Consider the following 22388-nt stretch of genomic DNA (forward strand, 5'->3'; position numbering starts at 1 on the left):
GCACGGGACGAGGAGAGAACGATGGCAGGGAAGGCCACCAGGAGTGGCGTGTCGACCGTCAGCGGGACGGCCAACGCATCCATTGCGCACAGAAGTCCCTCGACGAGCGCACGGCCGACTGATCCGAGGGCCCTGGACAGGACTGGCGCCTATCAGAAGCTGTACGACTCGTTCAGCCACGCCGCGGACGGGACGATCTCGCAACTGGAGCTGATCAACCGGATCAGCCAGACGGGGATCTCGACGGCAGATCCCCGTCTGCAGGCGACACTGAACCACGCCCGGTCCGAGTCCGGGGACACCCGCGGCCTGAACCTGGACACCTTTGTCACCATCTGCCAGCGCGACAACGATCTCATCGCCCGTGCCCTCCGCGGTGAACTGGTGATCCCGGACTTCGCCAGCTTCACCGATGATCTGGTCGACATGTACAAGTCCCTGCTCGACGACGACCGGGGAGCGGTCGCCGATTACATCCCACAGCTTGCCCGGGTCAACCCCGACCAGCTGGCCATCGCGGTCTGCACGGTCGACGGTCAGCGGTTCGCCCTCGGCGACTCGGGGACCGGGTTCTGTGTGGAGTCGGTCTGCAAGCCGATCAATTACTGTCTGGCGCTGGAGGAGCATGGTGCCGAGACCGTCCACCGTCACGTCGGCCGGGAGCCGAGCGGGCGGGGCTTCAACGAGCTGACGCTCAACAACGACGGCCTTCCGCACAACCCGATGATCAATTCGGGTGCCATCATGTGCTGCTCGCTCATTCAACCCGGGCTCGCCTCCGCCGACCGGTTCGACTACTACACCAACGCCTGGCGGAAACTGTCCGGTGGTGGGCGGATCGGCTTCAACAACGCGGTCTACCTTTCTGAGCGGCAGACTGCCGACCGGAACTTCGCACTGGGCTACTCGATGCGGGAGAGCAATGCATTTCCGCCGGGCACCGACCTGCTCGACACACTCGAGTTCTACTTCCAGTGCTGTTCCCTGGAGATCGATGCCGAGTCGATGGCCGTGGTGGCGGCGTCGCTCGCCGGCGGCGGTGTCTCGCCGCTGGGCGGCGGTCGCATCTTCTCGACCGACACCGTCCAGCACTGCCTGTCGTTGATGTCCTCGTGCGGCATGTACGACTACTCCGGAGAATTCGCCTTCTCCATCGGGCTTCCGGCCAAGAGCGGAGTCTCCGGGGCGCTGATGTTGGTGATCCCCCAGGTCATGGGGATCTGCATCTGGTCACCGCGGCTCGACCCACTCGGCAACTCCGTACGCGGGATCGAGTTCAGCCGCAGCCTGGTGTCGAAGTACAACTTCCACGTCTTCGACGGGCTGGTGGACAACGAGAACACGGGCAAGCGTGATCCGCGCAAGCGGAGGCACGAGTCCGCGCTGAACGACATGGTCCGGCTCTGCTGGGCGGCCAGCCAGGGTGACCTGGACGAAGTCCGGTCCCTCGTCGCCGGTGGCGTCGATCCGAACAACGGCGATTACGACGGCCGCACCGCGCTGCACCTGGCCGCCTCCGAGGGGCACACCGATATCGTCGAGTACCTCCTCGACCAGGGCGTGGATCCGGCTCCGGTCGACCGTTGGGGTGGCACTCCGGCGGTCGACGCGGCTCGGGGTGAGCACCAGGCCATCGTCGACCTGCTGCGGGAGCGGACGACCAACCGCGGTGCAGACACGGTCACCGCCCTTGAGGCTGCCGGCTGACCGACAGGACGGTCTCGGGTGGCTCCCGACTCCCCATGCGCCGAACCGAGGACCCGCGCCGGCGAGGTCCTCGGTTCGGTAGGGCACGAAGGTGGCGAAGGGTCGACATCTGGGTGGAGAACGGTGAGAGCTGACCTGAACTGACGCCTCCTTTGGTGCACACTTTGTTATCGACGGCATCGTCTGTGACCATCCGAGGGGGCGGGAGGAGGCACGGTGATGTCCCAGGGGAACAGCGACGCGTTCGAGGACCTCGGCGGGGTGGACGACTGCGGCGACGCGGACGACCTGCCCCTCGCCCCCGGCCAGGCCCAGGCCCAGGCCTGCACCGTCCGACAGGTCCTCGACCGGGTGGGCGGCAAGTGGAGCATCGGCATCCTGGTGGCCGCCTCCCAGGGCCCGGTGCGCTTCACCGAGCTGGAGCGGAGCATCGAGGGCATCAGCCGCCGCATGCTCACGCTGACCCTGCGCAACCTGGAGCGGGACGGCCTGCTGCACCGCACCGTGTATCCGACCGTGCCGCCGAAGGTCGAGTACGTCGCCACCCCGATCGCGCGGGAGCTCTACGAGTCACTCGTCGCCCTCACCGACTGGGCCGAGCGGCACCGCAACGCGATCGCCGCAGCCCGGGCCGCGTACGACGAGGCTCAGCGGGCGGCCCGCGGCGCCGCCTGACCCGCGCGGAGCTTTCAAACCTCCCAACCCTGTGGGGAATGCCACGCTCTTCATCTGACCGATCGGTCAGGGTCTGACCGATCGGTCAGGCATGCTTGTTCGTCGGGAGGTGACCGACGATGCGGCGGGCGGAACCGGAGACACGCGGGGAGATCCTGGCGGCGGCGGCGCGACTGTTCGGGGCGACCGGCTACCGGGGTACGTCGCTGCAGGACATCGCCACCGAGGTGGGCTGCTCCAAGGCGACCGTGCTGTACCACTTCGCCAACAAGGAGGCCCTGCTCACCGAGCTGATGGCCCCCGCCATCGCCGTGCTGCGGGCGCTCGACGAGCGGCTCGCGGCGCTCACCGGCGCGGCAGCGCAGCAGGCCGCGGCCGAGGGCTTCGTCGACCTGGCGGTCCGCTTCCGGCGGGAGATCGCCCTGCTCCGCGGCGAGTTCCCCGAACTGCTGCAGCAGCCCGCCTTCGCGCACATCCAGCAGATCTCGGAACGCCTGCTGGACGCGCTCGCCGGGCACACCGACCGCCCCGCCGCGCGGATCGCCGCGCTGGTGCTGCTCGCCGGCATCTCCGAGGGCTGCGCCGAGTTCGTCGACGTCCCCGAGGAGGAGCTCCGCCCGGCCCTGCTCGCCCTCACCCGGCGGGCCCTCGAACCCGTTCCCGACCCATCCCCGACCCAGGACAAGGACACCTGATGGCGACCCTGCTCTACCGGCTCGGCCGGGGCTCGTTGCGCCGCCGGCGACTCGTCGTCGCGGTCTGGCTCGTCGTGCTCGTCGGCCTCGGTCTGGCCGCGGCGACCCTGCGCGGTCCGACGGCCAGCAACTTCACCATGCCCGGCACCGAGTCCCAGCGCGCACTCGACCTGCTCGCCGAACAGTTCCCGGCCGCCAGCGGCGCCACCGGCACCATCGCGCTGAAGGCGCCCGCCGACGGCCAGTTGACCACCCCACAGGGCCAGGCCGTGGTCAAGGAGGTCGTCCAGGAGGCGAGCACACTGCCCGGCGTGGTCGGGGCGGTCGACCCGTTCACCGTCGGCGCGGTCTCCCCCGACGGCCGGTACGCCCTGGTGCAGGTCCAGTTCGCCACCGGCGCGGACGAGGTGGACGACGCGCAGCGCACCGCGTACGAGCGGGTCGGCGCGTCAGCCGAGGCGCAGGGCTGGCAGGTCGCCTCCGGTGGTGAGGTGCTCAACGCCGAGCCGGAGGTCGGCTCGACCGAGGCGATCGGTGTGCTCGTCGCCGCGGTCGTGCTGGTCATCACGTTCGGCTCGCTCGTGGCCGCCGGCATGACCATGCTCAACGCGCTGATCGGCGTGGGCGTCGGCATGGCCGGCCTGTTCGCGCTCAGCAGCGTCGTCGAGTTGACCAGCACCGCACCCATCCTCGCGCTGATGCTCGGCCTGGCGGTCGGCATCGACTACTCGTTGTTCATCACGTCCCGCTATCGGCAGAACCTGCTCGAAGGGCTGCCGGCCGACGAGGCGGTCGGCCGGGCGGTCGGCACCGCCGGCTCCGCCGTCCTCTTCGCCGGCGCGACCGTGGTCATCGCGCTGGCCGGTCTGGCCGTGGTCGACATCCCGTTCCTGACCGTGATGGGTCTCGCCGCGGCGGGCACCGTCACCGTGGCCGTGCTGGTCGCGCTCACCCTCCAGCCGGCGCTGCTCGGCTTCGCCGGTCGCCGGGTGCTCCCGCGCCGGCTGCGCTCCGCGGTCCCGGCCGCGCCGGTCACCGACACCCCGGCGGGCGAGGAGTCGGGCCACGGCGCGGCGGCCGAGGACCGGTCCGGCTTCGGCTTCCGCTGGGCGCGTCTGGTCACCCGGCTGCGCGTACCCGTGATCCTGGTCGGGCTGCTCGGCCTGGGGCTGCTCGCGGTGCCCGCCCCGGACATGCGGCTGGCCCTGCCCGACGCCGGTACCGCGCCCGCCGGCTCGTCGGCCCGGGTGTCCCACGACCTGATCAGCGAGGGCTTCGGCCCGGGCTTCACCGGGCGGCTCGCCGTCGTCGTGGCCGGCGACAACCCACAGGCCACCGCCGCTGCCGTGCCCCAGGTGACCGCGCTGGTCCAGCGCACCGAGAACGTGCTCGCCGTGGCACCGCCGCAGCTCAGCCCGGACGGGCGGACCGCCCTGCTCGGCGTGGTGCCGAAGACCGGCCCCACGGACGCCGACACGGAGACGCTGGTGCACGACATCCGCGACTCGGTGGCCGGGATCCGCGACGCGGACGTCCTGCTGACCGGGGCGACCGCCATCGGCATCGACGTGTCCGAGAAGCTCGCCGACGCGCTGCCGGTCTACCTGCTGCTGGTGGTAGGGCTCTCGGTCCTGCTGCTGATGCTGGTGTTCCGCTCGCTGCTCGTGCCGGTCAAGGCGGCGCTGGGCTTCCTGCTCACCGTCGCGGCCACGTTCGGCATCACGGTGGCGGTCTTCCAGCAGGGCCACCTGGCCGACCTGGTCGGCCTGGACGACCCGGGTCCGCTGATCAGCTTCCTGCCGATCCTGCTCATCGGCATCCTGTTCGGCCTGGCCATGGACTACGAGGTCTTCCTGGTCTCCCGGATGCGGGAGGACTTCGTCCACGGCGACACGGCCCAGCAGGCGACGATCAACGGCATGGGGCACGGTGCGCGGGTGGTCACCGCGGCCGCGCTGATCATGATCTCGGTGTTCGGCGGCTTCGTGTTCTTCCTGCACGACCCGGTGATCAAGTCGATCGGGTTCGCGCTCGCCGTGGGTGTGGCGATCGACGCCTTCGTGGTCCGGATGACGATCGTGCCGGCCGTGATGTCCCTGCTCGGATCCCGCGCCTGGTGGCTGCCCCGCTGGCTCGGGAAGGCCCTGCCGAACGTCGACATCGAGGGCGAGGGCCTGCGCGCCCACCTGGCCGACCGGACGCCGACGCCGGTCTGAGCCGACGTCGGTCTGAGCCGACGCCGGACTGACGCCGACGCCGGTCTGACGCGAGCACCTGCCCGGCGGGTCACACGCCCGCCGGGTAGGTCTCCAACTCGCCCGTCATCGAGGGTGCGGGCAGGGGATGCAGGGCCGTGGTCTCGTCGCACCAGATGAACGCGTCATAGCGCTCGCCCAGCCGGGTCGGCACGTAGTTGCCCCACGACTCGAACGTCGGGTCGTACACCACCCCGATCGCCCGGTGGTCGACGGTCTCGGTGACCCACCCGGGCTGGTCGTCGCCGCCGAAGACCAGCACCGCCCGCTCGGGCAGCAGCTCGTGCAACCGCCGCTCGATCGAACCCTCCCGGGCCGGCGGCATCACCATCGCCTCGGCCGGCGAACCCCAGCGCGGCGCGGCGACCGCCGTGCCCCGGTAGCTGCCGAAACCGACCAGCGTGACCGCGTCCGCGCCGTGCCGCTCCCGGGCCAACTGGCCGATGTTCACCATCCCGTCGCCGGCCATGTCGGTGGCCCGCGCGTCGCCGACGTGGGTGTTGTGGGCCCACACGACGCCCCGCGCGTCCGGGCCGTACCGGTCGAGGAGCCGGTCCAGGGTGTCCTGCATGTGGATGTCCCGGATGTTCCAGGACTCCGGGCCGCCGGCCACCATCGCCCGGTAGTACCGCTCCGCACCCGCGACCACCTCGGCGTTCTGCCAGGCCGAGAAGCAGCCCGGCCCGTCGCCGAGGGCCTGTTCCCGGGTCCGGGCCAGCAGCCGGACCACCTCCTCCTCGCAGCGGGCGGAGACGAAGCGACTCGCGGCGCCGTACTCCTCCACCCGCTTGCCGTACGGCTCGAAGCAGCGGTACGCGTCCTGCGCCAGCTCCAGCGACGCCGGGTCCTCCTCGCCCAGGTAGTCGAAGATCGCCTGCATCGACTCCCACAGGCTGTAGACGTCCAGCCCGTGGAAGCCGGCGCGCTCCCCCTCCGGGCGCTCCAGGTTCCAGGCGCGCAGCCAGCGGCAGAACCGGGACACCTCCGCGTTCGCCCACATCCACGTCGGCCACCGTTCGAAGCGCTCCAACGCGACCTGCGGGTCGGGGATCCCGTCCGGGGCACCGGTCACCGACCGGTGCACCCGGTCGCAGTCCGGCCAGTCCCCCTCGACGGCCACGAACGAGAAGCCGTACTCGGCGATCAACCGTCGGGTGAGCTGTTCCCGCAGCCGGTAGTAGTCGTAGCTGCCGTGCGTCGACTCGCCGATCATCACCACCCGGGCGTTCCGGACGCGCTCCAACAGGGGGTCGAAGTCGCTCGGCGCGCCGAGCCGCTGTACCAGCATGCCCGCGGCTACCCGGCGGCTCGGCGGGCAAACCGTCGGCGTGCCGCCCCCGACACGCCGCCCGGAGCCGCCGCCCCCGAGGCACCGCAGGCGGTGTGTCGCCGGACGGAACGGGTAGCCGCCGCACATGACCGTCACCGGGGTGCAGTGGCAGGAGTACCTGGCCGGGCTCGACTACCCGGTCTCCCGCGAGGACCTTGTCCGCTGGGGTCAGGAGAACGGGGCGAGCACGCAGATGTTGCAGATGTTGCGCGCGTTGCCGGTGGAGGAGTTCGAATCCCCCGCCGAGTTGCAGGACGCGCTCGGCACCGTGACCTGACGGCCGGACGGCGCGGGCGGGACGATACCCACCCGCGCCGCAGGCCGGCGCGCCCGACGTCGGCGCACCCCGTGTCGGCGCGCCCGGTCGCTCAGCGGGCGTGCAGCAGGCGGAAGAGGACCAGCCACTGCTCCGGCCAGACGTAGCCGACCGGGGTGCCCGGGTCCAGCCGCGTCGCCCGCAGCGCCGCCGCGACCCGCGCCGGCGGGTAACGCCGCCGCAGCGAGGCCGCGAGCGAACCGCCGACGCCGCCGAAGCCCAGCTCCACCATCCCCCGGTACGCGGGCAGCGCGGCCGGGGACAGCAGCGGCTCCGGCCGCCGGTCGACGCGCAGGATCCCGGCGTCGACCCGGGGCACCGGGCGGAACGCGGTGCGGGACACCCGACCGGCCAGCCGCCAGGAGAACTCGGGCCAGGTCAGCACGGTCAGCCGCGTCCACCGGCCGTAGTCGCCGCCGCGCCGGCGCGCGTACTCCAGTTGGGTGAGCAGCGTGGCCGCGCGCAGCCCCGGGGCGGCCAGGCACCAGCGCACCACCGCCGAGGTCAACGACCAGGGAATGTTGCCGACCACGGTGAACGGCTCGTCGGGCGGATCGGTGGCGAGGAAGTCGGCCTGCCGGAGCCGGACGTTCGGCAGCGCGGCGCAGACCGTGGCCAACTCGGCGGCGGCAACGGGGTCGACCTCGTACGCCACCAGCCGCCCGCACGCGGCGGCGAGTGGTCGGGTCAGCTGGCCGCGACCGGCCCCGACCTCCAGGACGAGGCCGTGCGGATCCGGTCTGGCCGACCGGACGACCCGGGCGACGGCGGCCGGGTCGGCGAGGAAGTTCTGGGAGAGTACGCGACGGGACCGGTCGCGTTCGGTTGCTCGGGTACGGCGGGGCGCCACGTGTCGTCGTCCTGTCTGTCGCCGGTGCGGCGACGGGGCGGACAGGCAGCCCGAAGTGGGGCCTGTCCGAGAGGATCGGGGACTCGGACGGCCCTGGGGACGGCGCGGACGTGCGCCTGCGGTCAGTCGCGGGTCTCGTCCAAGCCGGCCAGGGCCGGACGCCGGACTCGCGGACGGGACGCCAACAGGGGGCCCCGGGCGGCCGGCGTGCCGGCCACCTCGATCAGGGCGTGCGTGAACATGCCCGCACGCTAACCAGCCCCCCACCCTCCCGCGACCCAATTACCCCCACCCCACCCGAGGCGGGCGGCAACAACGTCATGATCAACGGGGGTGGGGGCGGCGTGCGGAGGCCCGGGAACGGGCGCGGCTGGCGGAGGTCAGGCGGGGAGCGGGACCGTGCGGGACTCGGCGCGGGCGGTCTCGGCGGCGGACAGGATGGCCACCACCTCGCGGCCGAAGCGTACGTCGCAGCGGTGGTCCCGGGTACCGGCCTCGACCTCCTCCAGCAGCTGGTCGATCGCCACGGTGAAGGCGGTCGCCGGGCCGGTCTGCGGCGCCGGCGCGCCCTCGATGCCGTTCTCGCCGAAGAACACGATCTCGCGGGCGGCGGCCTCGGGGGGCGCGTCCAGGGTCAGCGAGGCGCTGCTGGTCGCGCCGCCGTCGTGGGTGAGCAGCAGGTGCACGATTCCGCTCGGGCCGTTCATCGCGGCGACGTGGGTGACCCGGCCCATCACCGGCAGGATGATCGACAGCGCGTGCGGGCCGATGTCCCAGAGCGCGCCGTGGTCACGGCGCCACTGTGACTCCCCGTACGGGTTGCCCGGCTGGTAGATCGACGTGAACATGGTCGCCCGGGCGTGCTGCCAGCCGCCCGCCGCCGCGGTCGCCGCGAGGAACGCGGTCACGTTCGGCTGGTAGCGCTGGGTGAAGAAGACCACCGAGGCGACACCGGCGCTCTGCGCGGCCTCGACCACCCGGTCGGCGTCCTCCAGGGTGAGCGCCAGCGGCTTGTCCAGCAGCAGATGCCGGCCGGCGGTGGCGGCCCGGACGGCGATGTCCGCCTGCACGTCCGGCGGAAGGGCGACGGCGACGGCGTCGCACGCGTCGAGGAGCGCGTCGACGTCGTCGAAGGCGGGCACGTCGTACCGGTTGGCCAGGGCGGCGGCCCGCTCGGGGTTGCGACCCCAGACGCCGACCAGCTGGGCCCGCGGATGCGCATCGAGCGCTGCCGCGTGCGTCTCCGTCGCCCAGTGACCGGTGCCGAACAAGCCGAACCGCAGCACGAGAACTCCCGCCGTCGTCGTACGCCGCGGCGGCGCCGCGACCCGTGATCCACGCTAGTACGACGGCCCGGTTGCTGGTGGCGGCGGGGCCCGACGTCACCGTGGACCGGCGCCGGCAGGTGTCGCGGGGCGGGGTCCGGGGGCGGTTACTACAACGGTTAGTAGGCTGTGCCGGTGACCGAGCCAAGGACCGGGTGGCCCCGATGACCGGTGCCGCCGCCGCGGGATCGCCGGTGGACGGAGTCCTCGCCACCGCGTCGATCGTGCTGTCGCTCGTAACCGCGCTGTGGGCGCTGGTGGCCGCGGCGCGCAACCGGCCGCCGGACCGCGGGCAGTTGATCGGGCTGGCCGTGCTGGAGCTGGCGCTGCTCGCCCTGGCCGTGGTGGCGATCGTCGCCGTCGCCGGCGGCGAGCGGCCAGGTGAGCCCGGGGCCTTCTTCGGCTACCTGGTGACGCTGGTGTGCCTGCCGCCGCTGGCGGCCGTGCTGGCCCGGATGGAGCCGACCCGCTGGGGTTCGGGGATCGTCTGCGCGGTCTGCCTGGTGACCCCGGTGGTCGTGGTGCGGCTCCAGCAGACCTGGGAGGTGCTCGGTGGTTGAGACCGCGCCCCGGCGGCGGGCCACGAACGCCGGCCCCGGCCGGCTGCTGATCGCCGTCTACATCCTGTTCGCGATCGCGGCGACGTCGCGGGCCGGTCTGCAGCTCGCCACGAAGTTCGACGAGGCGCCGGTGGCGTACCTGCTCTCCGCGCTCGCCGCGCTGATCTACATCGTGGCGGCGGTGGGGTTGGCCCGGGCCGGTCACACCGGACGCCGGTTGGCCCTGGCATGCTGCTCGGTCGAGCTGGTCGGGGTGGTCGTGGTGGGCGTCCTGAGCCTCGTCGACAAGCAGCTCTTCCCGGACGAGACGGTGTGGTCCCAGTTCGGCAGCGGGTACGGCTACATCCCGCTGCTGCTCCCGCTGCTCGGCCTCTTCTGGCTCTGGCGCACCCGCACGGCCGCGCGCTGAAACGGGCGTCGGGTGGCCGCCGGCTGCGCGACGGCCACCCGCCCGGTCCGGGGGCCGGTCAGTCCTTCGGGCCGCCGGCGACGTAGATGACCTGGCCGGACACGAAGGACGCGCCCTCGCTGGCCAGGAACGAGATGGTGTGTGCGACGTCCTCCGGCCGCCCGGCGCGGCGGACCGGGATCTCGGCGGCGGCGTGCTGCTGCAGCGCCTCGAAGTCGACCTTCATCCGGGCGGCGGTGGCCGCCGTCATGTCGGTGACGATGAAGCCGGGCGCGACCGCGTTGACGGTGACGCCGAACGGGCCCAGCTCGATGGCGAGGGTCTTGGTGAAGCCCTGGAGGCCCGCCTTGGCGGCCGAGTAGTTGGCCTGGCCGCGGTTGCCGAGCGCCGACGTGCTGGACAGGTTGACGATCCGGCCCCACTTCCGCTCGACCATGTGCTTCTGCGTCGCCTGGCTGAACAGGAAGGCACCGCGCAGGTGCACGCCCAGGACGGTGTCCCAGTCGGCGTCGCTCATCTTGAACAGCAGGTTGTCGCGGAGCACGCCCGCGTTGTTGACCAGCACGGTCGGCGCGCCCAGCTCGGCCGCGACGCGCTCGACGGCGGCCTCCACCTGCGTACGGTCGGCGACGTCGGCGCCCACACCGAGGGCGCGGCCACCGGCGGCGGCGATCGCGTCGACGGTCTCCTTCGTCGCCGACTCCTCGATGTCGACCACGGCGACCGCCAGGCCGTCGGCGGCGAGCCGGCGTGCGGTGGCCGCGCCGATGCCGCGCGCGGCGCCGGTGACGATGGCGACGCGGGACTCCTCCGACATGCTTACCTCCCGGTAACTTGAGCTCGATCGAAGGAGCTTAACCCCCGCCGACCGGCGGGCGTCAGAGATGATCATCGTTTTACATTGCGCGCCTATACGAAATGATCTTCCACGCGTAGCGTCTCGTTCCGCCCTCCGACATGTGCACAGCGCTCGGCCGTGCCGGGACACGCAGCCGGAGAGGCCGCTGCCGTCCGCAGCGGCCGGTGCAGACAACGAGACAAGGAACCCATCAGGTGAAGTTCTCCCGTGCCCGCGGAGCGTGGCTCGCCGCCGCGCTCGCCGCGGCCGTGGCGGCCGGCGGCTCACCCGCCCTGGCCGCCCCCGGCGGACCGGCGGATCCCGGCCCCACCGACCCGCCGACGACCGACCTGCCCACCCCGCCCGGCGCCCACTCGGTCACCCTGATCACCGGTGACGTGGTCACCACCCGCCGCACCGCGAACGGCGGAACGCTGGACGTCCGGCGGCCCGACGGTGGCCGCACGCAGGCGCGGGTCGTGGCGGCCGGCGACGACCTGTACGTCTACCCCCAGTCCGTGCTCCCCTACGTGGCCGCGGACACCCTCGACAAGCAACTGTTCAACGTCACCCGCCTGATCGCCGACGGGTACGACGACGCGCACATCGACCACCTGCCGCTGATCGTGTCCTACGCCGACGCGGCCGGACTGCGCGCCGCCGCGCCCAGCGGGGCGACCCGCACCCGCACGCTGAGCAGCATCTCCGGCGCCGCTCTGCACGAGGAGCGCGACCGGGCCGACGAGTTCTGGGCCACGATCACGGCAGACCCCACCCGCAGGACCGCCGAATCGGCCGGCGACCCGGGTCGCTTCGGCGGCGGCATCGCCAAGATCTGGCTGGACGGGCGGGTGCACGCCGCGCTCGCGGACACCACCGCGCAGATCGGCGCGCCCGAGGTCTGGGCGGGCGGCGACACCGGCGCGGGCGTGCGCGTGGCCGTGCTGGACACCGGCATCGACGCCGCGCACCCGGACTTCGCCGGCCAGATCGCCGACACGGCCTCCTTCGTGCCCGGTGAGGAGGTGACCGACCGCGCCGGCCACGGCACCCACGTCGCCTCGACCATCGCCGGCACCGGTGCCGCCTCCGACGGACGGGAGAAGGGCGTCGCGCCCGGTGCCCGGCTCCTCGTCGGCAAGGTGCTCGGCGACAACGGCGAGGGCCAGAACTCCTGGATCATCGCGGGCATGGAGTGGGCGGCCCGCGAGGCCGACGCCCGCGTCATCAACATGAGCCTCGGATCGAACGAGCCCAGCGACGGCACCGATGTCCTCAGCCAGGCGGTCAACACGCTCAGCGCCGAGACCGGCGCCCTCTTCGTCGTGTCCGCCGGCAACCGGGGCGCGCCGAACAGCGTCACGGCGCCCGGCGCGGCGGACGCGGCGCTGACCGTCGGCGCCGTCGAGGGCGACGACGAACTCGCGTACTTTTCCAGCCAGGGTCCGCGGATCAGCGACGAGGGCATCAAGCCGGAGCTGACCGCCCCCGGCTTCGGGGTGATCGCCGCCCGGTCGCAGTACGTGGCCGGTGACGGTCCCTACCGCAGCATGGACGGCACCTCGATGGCCGCACCGCACGTGGCCGGCGCCGCCGCCCTGCTCGCCGCGAAACACCCGGACTGGACCGGCCAGCAGCTCAAGGACGCGCTGGTCAGCACCACGAAGGCCACCCCGCAGTACGACGTGTACCAGGCCGGCACCGGCCGGGTCGACGTCGCCAACGCGGTGAAGGCCCCGATCTTCGCCACCGGCACCGTCCACACCGTGATGCGCCCCGAGACCGTCAGGGCGGGCGGTGAGGCGCACCCGGTGACGTACACCAACACCACCGGAGCGCCGATCGCCCTGGAGCTGACGATCGACGCGCCGACCGCGCCCAGCGGCCTGTTCACCCTCTCCACGCCGCGGGTCACCGTGCCCGCGCACGGCAGCGCCACGGTGACGCTGACCACCGACACCACCCGGGCAGCGATCGGCAGCCGGTACACCGGGCAGATCGTCGCCACCGCGCCGGACCGGTCCGCGCTGGCCCGCACCGCGATCGCCGTCGGCACCTTCCGGCCGTACCACTGGCTGCGCTTCGAGGTGACCGACCGGGAGGGCCGGCCGACTCCCGCCCAGATCGAGTTGGGCGAGCCCGGCGCGTACGGGCCGGGCTTCCTCAACACCGACGAGCACGGCGTCGCGCAGGTCTACCTGCCCGAGGGCGTCTACTCGGCGATGAGCTTCCTGAACATCACCGGGGCGCACGGGCCCAACTCCCTCGGCCTGGCCCTGCTCGGCGACCCCGACATCGACCTGCGCGCCGACACCACGATCCGGTTGGACGGGACCGCCGTACGCCGGATCGAGTCGCTGGTTCCGCAGCGGACCAGCGACACGTACGCCCGCCTGGACTACTTCCGGTCCCAGGGCGAGGGCCGCTGGCGCACCTTCATCGAGGGCGGCGTCTTCTACGACAGCTTCTGGGCGGCGCCGAGCACCCGCCAGGTCGAGCACGGCGACTTCTACGTCGCCGCCCGCTGGCGCAAGGAGCAGCCGGAGCTCGCCGTCGGCACCGGCGCCGTCGACTTCGACGACGTGGTCCGCCAGCAGGGCACCACGCAGCTGCCGAAGGGCACCTGGAAGCTGCCCGCCGTGTACGCCGGCAACGGCGCGGCGGGCGACTACGCGAAGTTGGACGCCCGGGGCAAGGTCGTCGTCGTCCGCCACGTCGAGGAGGTGTCCGACGCGGAGCAGGCGGCCGCGGCGACCGCCGCCGGGGCGAAGCTGATGCTGGTGGTGAACGACCACCCGTGGCGTGAGGTCCGCGACTACTCGGTCGGCTGGGCCACCCCCACGCCAATCGAGGTGGCGCTGCTCAGCGCCGACGAGGGTGCGGCGCTGATCCGACAGATCCAACGGGAGACGACGACGGTCGAGGTGACCTCGCAACCGGTCGCCGACTACGTGTACGACGTGATGCAGACGCACCACAACCGGATCCCCCGCGAGCTGTCCCGCACCGAGACGAAGAAGACCCTGGCCCGCGTCGACGTCGGCTTCGCGTTCCCGCCCGGCCAGACGCGGGGTGGCGAGTTCCGGTTCGACTGGCCGTCCTACTCCGACTGGGGCATCGGCGCCACCAGCAACCGGCCGCTCGCCCCGGTACGCACCGACTGGGTCTCCACCGGCGGCCTCTACCAGTGGGGCCAGGAGGCGTACGCCGAGGCGGGCACGTACCAGATCGACGCGCGGACCAGCTACCAGCCGGGCAGCAGCGGCGCGGAGGAGTTCTTCGAGCCGATCGAGCGGCCGCACCTGAACAACAACTTCAAGGCACCCACCCGCGCCGGGGACACGCTCAGCATGGACGTGCCCGGCTGGGGCGGCGCCGACCACGTCGGCATGGCGGTCAACGGCGCCACCCAGACCAACCAGCTCTACCAGGGGGACACGCTGCTCGCGGAGGGCAGCAGCACCTGGATCAGCGGCACCGCCCCGAGCCCGGGCGACCTGCCGTACCGGCTGGTGGTCCGGACCGCCCAGGATCCGACGGCCGGTCCGTACTCCGCGAGCACCGAGTCGGAGTGGCGGTTCCGGTCGAAGGCGCCGGCCGCCGGCGTGGAGTCGAGCGTCCTGCCGCTGCTCCAGCTCGACTACGCGGTCGACACCGACACCGCCGGCACCGCGAAGCGCAACACCGACCTGACCGTCTCCGCCGCGCACCTGGCCGGGGTCACCGGCGGCGGCAGCGTCGGCACCGTCGAGCTGGAGGTCTCGTACGACGACGGCCGGACCTGGCAGAAGCAGTCCGTGGACCGGACGAAGGACGGCTCCTGGACGGCGCGGCTGAAGGCGCCGAAGGGCGCGTCGTTCGTGTCGCTGCGGGCCAGGGCCGCCGACGGTTCGGGCAACTCGGTCGCGCAGACCGTGATCCGCGCGTTCGGCGTGCGCTGACCGACACGAAACACCCGCACCATCACGGGGGGCCACGGCACACGCCGTGGCCCCCCGTCGTCACGTCGTCAGCCGCGCCGGCGCAGCCGGATCCAGCGGTAGCCGTACCCGCCGAGCTTCAGCGCGTTCAGCTTGCCGACGTCCCCGTAGCCCCGGTCGGTCAGCACGTCGATCGGCAGCTCCGCCTCCGGCTCCAGCGTGCTGAGGTCCACCTCAACGTCCTCGGTGCCCAGGTTGTGCAGGAAGACCATGGTGCCGGTGTGCCCGTCGGCCCGGTGCGCCAGCACCCCGGGCGGCGTCGCCACGTCGATGTGGGTGGTCGAGCCGGACCCGATCTCCGGCGCCTCGCGCAGCGTCCGGATCATGCGCTCGAACCAGGCGAGCAGCGACCGGGGGTCGCCGCGCTGGGCGGTGACGTTGACCTTCTGGTAGCCGTAGTCGCCCTTGTCGATCACCGGCCGGACCAGCTTCTCCGGCTCGGCCGTCGAGAAGCCGGCGTTCTCCTGGTACGACCACTGCATCGGGGTACGGATCGACTGCCGGCCGGGCAGCGACAGGTCCTCCCCCATGCCGATCTCCTCGCCGTAACGCAGCACCGGCGTGCCGCGCAGCGAGAACTGCAACGCGTACGCCAGCTCGACGCGACGCCGGTCGCCGCCGAGCATCGGGGCTAGCCGGCGCCGGATGCCCCGGTCGTAGATGCGCATGTCCTCGTCCGGGCCGAACTGCGCGTACACCTCGTTGCGCTGCTCGGCGGTGAGCCGCGACAGGTCGATCTCGTCGTGGTTGCGCAGGAAGGTCGCCCACTGGCCACCGACCGGCAGCGTCGGGGTGTCCCGTAGCGCCTCGATCACCGGCTCCGGGTCCTGCCGGGCGAGCGCGAGCATGAGCCGGCCGTTGAGCATGAAGTCGAAGAGCATGTGCAGCCGGTTGCCCGACCCGCCGCCGTCGCCGAAGAACGTGGGCAGTTGGTCGGGCTCGACGTTCGCCTCGGCCAGCAGGACGGCGTCGCCGCTGCGCCACTGCACGTGCTGGCGCAGCTCGGTGAGGAACTCGAAGTCCTTCGGCGAGTCCGGGTTGCCCGGCTCGGTCAGCTCGATGATGAACGGCACCGCGTCCATCCGGAAGCCGGAGACACCGAGCTGGAGCCAGAAGGACATGATCTTCTTGACCTCGGCGCGGACCTCGGGGTTGGCCATGTTGAGGTCGGGCTGGAACTTGTAGAAGCGGTGGTAGAACCAGGCCTTCGCGGTGCGGTCGTACGTCCAGGTCTCGTGCTGCTCGCCGGGGAACACCATGCCCTGGTGGCGGTCCGCGGGCTCGTGGTCGGACCAGACGTACCAGTCCCGGTACGGCGAGTCCGGCGACGACCGCGCGGACTGGAACCACGGGTGCTGGTCGGAGGTGTGGTTCACCACCAGGTCGATGATCACCCGGATGCCCCGGTTGCGGGCCTGGTGCAGCAGCTCGGCGAAGTCGCCCAGGGTGCCGAAGCGCGGGTCGACGTTGTAGAAGTCGGTCGCGTCGTAGCCGTCGTCCTTGTCCGGCGACGGGTGGACGGGGTGCAGCCACAGGCAGGTCACCCCGAGCCGGGCCAGATAGTCCAGCCGGCCGATGAGCCCTCGGATGTCGCCGACCCCGTCTCCGTTCGAGTCGGCGAACGTGTCGATGTCGAGGCAGTAGACGACGGCCTCGGAATACCACCTGTCACCCATGCCCGTACCCCTTCTCCGCTCGGGCGTCCCGGCAAACCCCGCGGCCGCGGGGCGGTACCGTGCCGGCATGCGTGACGGGAGCGGGACGGAGCCGGTCGACTGGTCCGCCGGGAGTTGGCTGCACCAGCCGGTGCGGACGGAGCACACCCCGGAGGGCGACCTTCTGGTGGAGCCGGCGGAGGGCAGCGACTTCTGGCGGCACACGAGCTACGGCTTCGTCCACGACGACGGGCCCGCCCTGCTCGCGCCGTTTCCCACCGGCGCGGCGGTCGAGGTGAGCTTCCGGCTGGAGTGGACCGAGCAGTTCGACCAGGCGGGTGTGCTGGTCCGGGTGGACGAGCGCACCTGGATCAAGGCCGGCGTGGAGATCAGCGACGGGCAGCCCCAGGTCGGCGCGGTGGTGACCCGGGAGTTCTCGGACTGGTCGGTGGCCCCGGTGCCGGAGTGGACCGGGCGGGAGGTGACCGTACGCGCCAGCCGCTCCGGTGACGCGCTGACGGTCCGCGCCCGGGTCGCCGGTGAGCCGTGGCGGCTCGTCCGCGTCGCGCCGCTCGCCCCGGACGCCCCGACCCTGGCGGGCCCCTTCTGCTGCTCCCCGACGCGAGGCGGGCTGACCGTCCGGTTCACCGGCTGGCGGCGTGGCCCGGCCGACGTGGCCCTGCATCCCGAGGAGTGAACCGCGAGGTGTGAGCGCCCGACCGCGGGGTACAGGTGGACGATCCCCTCCCCCGCGGAAAGGATCCTCATGTCGTACGCCCAGGACGTCGACCCGGCCCAGCTCGGCGGGCTGACCGGCTGGGTGGCCGGGGTGATCGATGCGGCCGGGATACTCGGCGTCGCGCTGCTGGTCGCGCTGGAGAGCGTCATCCCGCCGATCCCCAGCGAGATCGTCCTGGCGATGGCCGGCTACCTGGCCGGCGAGGGCCGGTTCCCCGTCGTGGTGGTGGCGCTGGCCGCCACCGCGGGTTCCCTGGCCGGCGCGCTGATCCTCTACTGGTTGGGTGCGGTGATCGGCGAGGACCGGCTCAAACGATGGCTGGACCGGCTGCCCCTCGTGGACCTGGACGACCTGGAGCGGGCCGACCGCTGGTTCGAGCGCTACGGTCGCTGGGCCGTGTTCTTCGGCCGGATGATGCCGGTCGTCCGCAGCCTGGTCTCCGTCCCCGCCGGCACGAACCGCATGCCGCTGCCCGAGTTCGTCCTGTTGACGACACTGGGCAGCGGCGTCTGGAACGCGATCTTCGTCGGCGGCGGTTACGCGCTCGGCTCGCGGTGGCACCAGGTCGAGCGCTACAGCAACTGGTTCGACTACGGCATCATCGCGATCTTCGTGGTGATGATCGCGTTGTGGGTGGTGAAGAAGGCCCGCCGCCGGCGTGCGCGGCGCGACCGGCGGTCGGTGACCGCCGGCCGCTGACCGGCACCAACTCAACGTCGATCGATATCGGCCTCGACCGGCACCGGCCGGTGCCGCCGGAGCACCGCCTGCTCCAGCGCCGACCAGGCCGTGGTGGTCACCAGGTAGAGCACTGCGGCCAGCGGCAGCACCAGGGCTGCCAGCACCGTCGTGAAGGGCAGCAGCGGCAGCAGCCGGCCGAGCGCGGCGACCGCGGACGCCTCGGCCGGCGCACCGTTCCCGGCCGCCGGCCCTCCGGGGGTCGCACCCGCGAGCGCGCCGGTCCGCGGCCCCCCGGTCGGTTCGGCGGGCGCGCCCGTGCCGGCCGTTGCCCGCCGGGCTCGGCGGAATGACCAGAACGCGAGCGCGACCAGCGCGGCCAGCAGGACGGCGAAGACCGGACCGGCCGACCCGCTCAGCCCGTCGCCCAGGTGGTGACCGAGCGGGACCCCGGCCAACCGCTCGTCGAGCAGCCCGGTGCCGCCCTCGTCGGTCGCGAACAGCCGGTACAGCACGATCAGGAAGGGCGCCTGGACCAGCAGCGGCAGGCAGCCGGCGAGCGGATTGGCGCCCGCCGACCGGTAGAGCGCGAAGAGCTCGGACTGGAGCCGCGTCGGGTCGTCGGCGTACCGCCGCTGGAGCTCACGCACCCGCGGCGCGAGGGCGGTCCGGCGGCGCTCGCCGCGGACCTGCGCCACGGTGAGCGGGGAGATCAGCAGCCGGACCACGACGGTGAGCAGCACGATGGCCGCGGCAGCGGCAGCGCCACCGGCGACCGGTTCGAGCAGGGTGGTCAAGGCGGAGAGCGCGGTGCCGGCGGCGCCGACCGCGTCGTGCAGAGGTGCGAAAGCGAGCATGGGACGTCCCTCGGTCCGATTCCGGATGGTGTCCCGGCCGGGCACGGCGGCCCGGCGGGACGGAGAACGGCGGAATCGGCCGCACGGCACCGGCCGGAGGACCGGCGTGGATCGGTGCTAGGCGGCCGAGAGACGGCCGCCCGGTGCGCGAGGACGTGGTCGCCCGGACGCGTCCGGGTCGACGTGGCGCGGCACACGGCGGTCACGAGCCCGTGCCCGCAGGCCCGTCGCCCGCCGGGCCACGCCCGGCGCGGTGCCGAGGACCAGCGCCCGCGCCGCGAGCACGGCGGCGAGCAGAGCGGCCACGCCGAGCGCGGCGCCCGCGAGGAGCACGGCCGGCCGGTCGGCGGCCAACTGGGTGAGGGCGTACGCCCACAGCCCCAACGCGATCCCCCACGGTCCCGGCACGGGTCCCACGCTAGAACCCGCTGTCACGCCGCTCGGGCGAGCGCGACACGCCGCCGACGCGCCCGCGTCGGGTTTCCGGCCATCGCCACCCTGGGTAACCACCGGCTCGACCGGCGCGGACGGGCCGCGGCCGGGAGGAACGGACGGTGATGGTGATGACCGGCCAGCTGGTGGAGGCGCCAGGCGGGACGGCCGACGGGACGAACCTGCTCACGGTGGGTGTCGAGGAGGAGTTCCTGCTCGTCGACCCGCACACCGGCGCCGCGGTGCCCGCCGTCGACCTGGTCCTGGAGCAGGTGCCGGCCGAGCTGCGCGGGCAGGTGGAGCGGGAGTTCCAGACCAGCCAGATCGAGATCGGCACCCCGCCCGGCCTGGAGCTGCGCTCGATCCGGCACTCGCTCGGGGTGCTGCGGGGTGCGCTCGCCGACGCCGCCGAGCGGGCCGGCGTACGGCTGCTCGCGATCGGCACCGGACCCGTGGACGGCCCCGTCCCCCCGGTGGTCGACAAGCCCCGCTTCGACCGGATGATCGAGCGGTTCCGGCTGCTGGTGCCCGGCCCCGGCAACAACGGCATGCACGTCCACGTGGGCATTCCCGACCCGGAGACCGGCGTCCAGGTGCTCAACCACGTCCGGCCGTGGCTGCCCATCCTGCACGCGGTGACCGCGAACTCCCCGTTCGCCAAGGGCGAGGACACCGGTTACGCGAGCTGGCGGTCGATCGAGTGGGAGCGCTGGCCCTCGGTCGCCCCGACGCCGTACCTGGAGTCGCACGAGCACTACCAGCGGCTGATCCGCCAGTTGATCTCCAGCGGCGTGATGCTCGACGAGGGGATGCTCTACTGGTACGCCCGGCTCTCCGCCAAGTACCCGACCGTGGAGCTGCGCATCGGCGACGTCTGCCCGTCGGTGGACGACGCCGTCCTGGTCGCCGCCCTCGTCCGGGCCCTGGTCGCCACCGCGATCGACGACATCGCCGCCGGGCGTCCGGCGATCCGCACCGACCACCACCTGCTGGTCGCCGCGCACTGGCGGGCCGCGCACGACGGGCTGGAGGGCAGCGGGGTGGACCTGACCACGGGCGAGGTGCGGTCGGCCTGGGAGCTGCTGGACGGGTTCGTCGAGCGGGTCCGCCCGGCGATCGAGCAGCACGGGGACTGGGACGAGGTGAACGACCTGCTGAGCGGGCTGCGCCGACACGGCAGCGGCGCGGCGCGGCAGCGGGCGGTGTTCGGCCGCGGTGGCCGACTCTCGGACGTGGTGCAGGACGTGGCGCGACAGACCCGCGGATGAGCGCGGCGTGACAGGATGACGACGTGGCGCAACGTCTGATCGTCGTCGGTGGCGACGCCGCCGGGATGGCGGCGGCGTCCCAGGCGCGCCGCCGCCGCGACCGGGCCGATCTGGAGATCGTCGTCTTCGAGCGGGGGCACTTCACGTCCTACTCCGCCTGCGGCATCCCCTACTGGATCAGCGGCCTGGTCCCGGAGCCGGACGCCCTGGTCGTACGCGAACCGGAGACGTTCCGCACCACCTACCAGATGGACGTCCGGATGCGGCACGAGGTGACCGCGATCGACGTCGAGCGTCGCGAGGTGATGGCCCGGGACCTGATCGGCGGCGGCGAGGTGCGGGAACGCTTCGACGAGCTGGTGTACGCCACCGGCGCGGTGCCGGTCCGACCCGAGTGGGCGCGGGACGACACCGACGGGGTGTTCGGGATGCAGACCCTGGACGACGGCGCCGCGCTGCGCGACTGGCTGGAGAGCGACCCGCGGCCGCGTCACGCCGTCGTGGTCGGCGGCGGCTACATCGGGGTGGAGATGGCCGAGGCGCTCATGGTGCGGGGCCTCAAAGTCACCCTGATCGAGCAGGCCGACCAGCCGATGTCCACGGTGGACGCCGACATGGCCGAGCTGGTCGTCGACGCGATGACCGGCATCGGCATCCAGACCCGCGCCGGGTTGCGGGTCACCGGGCTGGAGGAACGGAACGGGCGGGTCCACGCCGTGGTCACCGCCGAGGGGCCGATCCCGGCCGACGTCGTGGTGCTCGGCCTGGGCGTACGCCCCAACACCGCGCTCGCCGAAGCGGCCGGCCTGCCGCTCGGGCCGACCGGCGCGATCCGGGTGGACCGGCGGATGCGGGTGCCCGGGCTGCCCGGGTTCTGGGCGGCCGGCGACTGCGTCGAGACGCTGCACCGGGTGAGCGGGATGCCGGTGCACATTCCGCTCGGCACGCACGCCAACAAGCAGGGCCGGGTCGCCGGCATCAACATCGGCGGCGGCTACGCGACCTTCGCGGGCGTGATCGGCACGGCCGTCACGAAGGTCTGCGACCTGGAGGTCGGCCGCACCGGCCTGCGGGAGCGCGACGCCACCGCCGCAGGCTACGAGTTCGTGTCGGTGATCGCGGAGTCCACCAGCCGGGCCGGCTACTACCCCGGGGCCCGCCCCATGACCGTCAAGCTGATCGCGGAGCGACCGAGCGGGCGGCTGCTCGGAGCGCAGATCGTCGGCTGGTCCGAGGCGGCCAAGCGGATCGACACGCTGGCGGTCGCGCTCTGGAACGGCATGACGGTGGACGAGATGAGCGCGCTCGACCTCGGCTACGCACCGCCGTACGCGCCGGTCTGGGATCCGGTGCTGATCGCCGCCCGCAAGGCCGTCGACGCCCTGGCCGCGGTCTGCTGACCGCTGTCGGTAGTGGGTGCGTTTCTTGTCGCCCGAGCGACAGAAAACGCACCCACCGCGGCCCGCGCCCGCGCCGCGCGCCCCGTGCGCCCCGCTCAGTGGCAGCGCCAGCGGACCGCCCGCATCGCCACGTCGTCGCCGCCCGGTTCGACGTCGAGCTGTCCCCCGATCACCCGGCCGTCCTCGCTGACGCTCACCGCGGCCGCCCGGTACCGGCCCGTGCCCCCGGTTGGGGTCCGGCAGCCGGAGGAGACCCGCGTCGGTGAGCAGGCCGGCGTCGAGGTGCCCGGCGGAGCCGACCGCCCAGTCGCGCGCTGAGGTACTCGACGTACTCCTGTTCCGATGCGTCCGGCATCCGGTTACCTCCGTCGGTCCTCCCTATAGACGGACGCCGGGCGGAATCGGTTGTACGGGCGGGC

The 22388-nt window shown here is 72.8% G+C and carries 19 protein-coding genes; 12 read left to right on the forward strand and 7 right to left on the reverse strand.

What is annotated here, in order from left to right; all coding sequences use genetic code 11:
• The first annotated feature begins 21 nt into the window (after positions 1–21).
• The 4 genes from glsA to ACIBTV_RS11710 all read left to right on the forward strand — a co-directional run bounded on the left by glsA (position 22) and on the right by ACIBTV_RS11710 (position 5293).
• Entirely contained in the window at positions 22–1707 is a 1686-nt protein-coding gene (glsA, locus tag ACIBTV_RS11695) for a glutaminase A (protein WP_396703948.1), read from the forward strand.
• A gap of 219 nt (positions 1708–1926) precedes the next feature.
• Positions 1927–2382: a winged helix-turn-helix transcriptional regulator gene (locus tag ACIBTV_RS11700; protein ID WP_396703949.1), complete on the forward strand. Its 456-nt coding sequence runs from the start codon at positions 1927–1929 to the stop codon at positions 2380–2382.
• 119 nt (positions 2383–2501) lie between these two features.
• Positions 2502–3077, forward strand: coding sequence for a TetR/AcrR family transcriptional regulator (locus tag ACIBTV_RS11705; protein ID WP_396703950.1), 576 nt, complete (start codon positions 2502–2504; stop codon positions 3075–3077).
• Complete coding sequence (locus ACIBTV_RS11710; RefSeq protein WP_396703951.1) at positions 3077–5293, forward strand: MMPL family transporter; 2217 nt, start codon at positions 3077–3079, stop codon at positions 5291–5293. Before ACIBTV_RS11705 ends, ACIBTV_RS11710 begins: the two co-directional genes overlap by 1 nt.
• Positions 5294–5363: 70 nt before the next feature.
• Here the strand turns inward: ACIBTV_RS11710 and ACIBTV_RS11715 are convergent, their stop codons facing one another.
• Complete coding sequence (locus ACIBTV_RS11715; protein ID WP_396703952.1) at positions 5364–6620, reverse strand: erythromycin esterase family protein; 1257 nt, start codon at positions 6618–6620, stop codon at positions 5364–5366.
• A gap of 127 nt (positions 6621–6747) precedes the next feature.
• Between ACIBTV_RS11715 and ACIBTV_RS11720 the strand changes: the two genes are divergently transcribed.
• Positions 6748–6939, forward strand: a complete 192-nt coding sequence (locus ACIBTV_RS11720; RefSeq protein ID WP_396703953.1) for a DUF2795 domain-containing protein — start codon at positions 6748–6750, stop codon at positions 6937–6939.
• Between the two features lie 91 nt (positions 6940–7030).
• Here the strand turns inward: ACIBTV_RS11720 and erm are convergent, their stop codons facing one another.
• On the reverse strand, positions 7031–7828 hold the full coding sequence (gene erm, locus ACIBTV_RS11725) for an ErmE/ErmH/ErmO/ErmR family 23S rRNA (adenine(2058)-N(6))-methyltransferase (RefSeq protein ID WP_396703954.1): 798 nt from the start codon (positions 7826–7828) through the stop codon (positions 7031–7033).
• Between the two features lie 380 nt (positions 7829–8208).
• The gene (locus tag ACIBTV_RS11730; protein ID WP_396704026.1) at positions 8209–9111 is read right to left on the reverse strand and encodes a Gfo/Idh/MocA family protein; all 903 of its coding nucleotides are present in this window, start codon (positions 9109–9111) and stop codon (positions 8209–8211) included.
• Between the two features lie 206 nt (positions 9112–9317).
• Between ACIBTV_RS11730 and ACIBTV_RS11735 the strand changes: the two genes are divergently transcribed.
• The gene (locus tag ACIBTV_RS11735; RefSeq protein ID WP_396703955.1) at positions 9318–9713 is read left to right on the forward strand and encodes a hypothetical protein; all 396 of its coding nucleotides are present in this window, start codon (positions 9318–9320) and stop codon (positions 9711–9713) included.
• Positions 9706–10122 carry a hypothetical protein gene (locus ACIBTV_RS11740; RefSeq protein WP_396703956.1) on the forward strand — a complete coding sequence of 139 codons (417 nt, stop codon included), beginning with the start codon at positions 9706–9708 and terminating at the stop codon, positions 10120–10122. Before ACIBTV_RS11735 ends, ACIBTV_RS11740 begins: the two co-directional genes overlap by 8 nt.
• Positions 10123–10180: 58 nt before the next feature.
• On the opposite strand, the gene fabG is transcribed toward ACIBTV_RS11740, so the two are convergent.
• Positions 10181–10939, reverse strand: coding sequence for a 3-oxoacyl-ACP reductase FabG (gene fabG / locus ACIBTV_RS11745; RefSeq protein ID WP_396703957.1), 759 nt, complete (start codon positions 10937–10939; stop codon positions 10181–10183).
• A gap of 236 nt (positions 10940–11175) precedes the next feature.
• Here fabG and ACIBTV_RS11750 point away from each other — a divergent pair, with 236 nt between their 5' ends.
• On the forward strand, positions 11176–14901 hold the full coding sequence (locus ACIBTV_RS11750; RefSeq protein ID WP_396703958.1) for a S8 family serine peptidase: 3726 nt from the start codon (positions 11176–11178) through the stop codon (positions 14899–14901).
• Between the two features lie 68 nt (positions 14902–14969).
• Here the strand turns inward: ACIBTV_RS11750 and ACIBTV_RS11755 are convergent, their stop codons facing one another.
• Positions 14970–16616: an alpha-amylase family protein gene (locus tag ACIBTV_RS11755; RefSeq protein ID WP_396703959.1), complete on the reverse strand. Its 1647-nt coding sequence runs from the start codon at positions 16614–16616 to the stop codon at positions 14970–14972.
• Positions 16617–16683: 67 nt separating this feature from the next.
• Here ACIBTV_RS11755 and ACIBTV_RS11760 point away from each other — a divergent pair, with 67 nt between their 5' ends.
• Positions 16684–17292 carry a DUF1349 domain-containing protein gene (locus ACIBTV_RS11760; protein ID WP_396703960.1) on the forward strand — a complete coding sequence of 203 codons (609 nt, stop codon included), beginning with the start codon at positions 16684–16686 and terminating at the stop codon, positions 17290–17292.
• Between the two features lie 69 nt (positions 17293–17361).
• Entirely contained in the window at positions 17362–18033 is a 672-nt protein-coding gene (locus ACIBTV_RS11765) for a DedA family protein (protein WP_396703961.1), read from the forward strand.
• An 11-nt stretch (positions 18034–18044) separates the two neighbouring features.
• On the opposite strand, the gene ACIBTV_RS11770 is transcribed toward ACIBTV_RS11765, so the two are convergent.
• On the reverse strand, positions 18045–18869 hold the full coding sequence (locus tag ACIBTV_RS11770) for a YidC/Oxa1 family membrane protein insertase (RefSeq protein ID WP_396703962.1): 825 nt from the start codon (positions 18867–18869) through the stop codon (positions 18045–18047).
• A gap of 117 nt (positions 18870–18986) precedes the next feature.
• On the reverse strand, positions 18987–19277 hold the full coding sequence (locus tag ACIBTV_RS11775) for a DUF6412 domain-containing protein (protein WP_396703963.1): 291 nt from the start codon (positions 19275–19277) through the stop codon (positions 18987–18989).
• Positions 19278–19432: 155 nt separating this feature from the next.
• Between ACIBTV_RS11775 and ACIBTV_RS11780 the strand changes: the two genes are divergently transcribed.
• Positions 19433–20569 carry a glutamate--cysteine ligase gene (locus ACIBTV_RS11780; RefSeq protein ID WP_396703964.1) on the forward strand — a complete coding sequence of 379 codons (1137 nt, stop codon included), beginning with the start codon at positions 19433–19435 and terminating at the stop codon, positions 20567–20569.
• A 23-nt stretch (positions 20570–20592) separates the two neighbouring features.
• The gene (locus ACIBTV_RS11785; RefSeq protein ID WP_396703965.1) at positions 20593–21969 is read left to right on the forward strand and encodes an FAD-dependent oxidoreductase; all 1377 of its coding nucleotides are present in this window, start codon (positions 20593–20595) and stop codon (positions 21967–21969) included.
• The last annotated feature ends 419 nt before the right edge of the window (positions 21970–22388 follow it).

The organism is Micromonospora sp. NPDC049366 (assembly GCF_044466625.1).
Lineage (GTDB): Bacteria > Actinomycetota > Actinomycetes > Mycobacteriales > Micromonosporaceae > Micromonospora.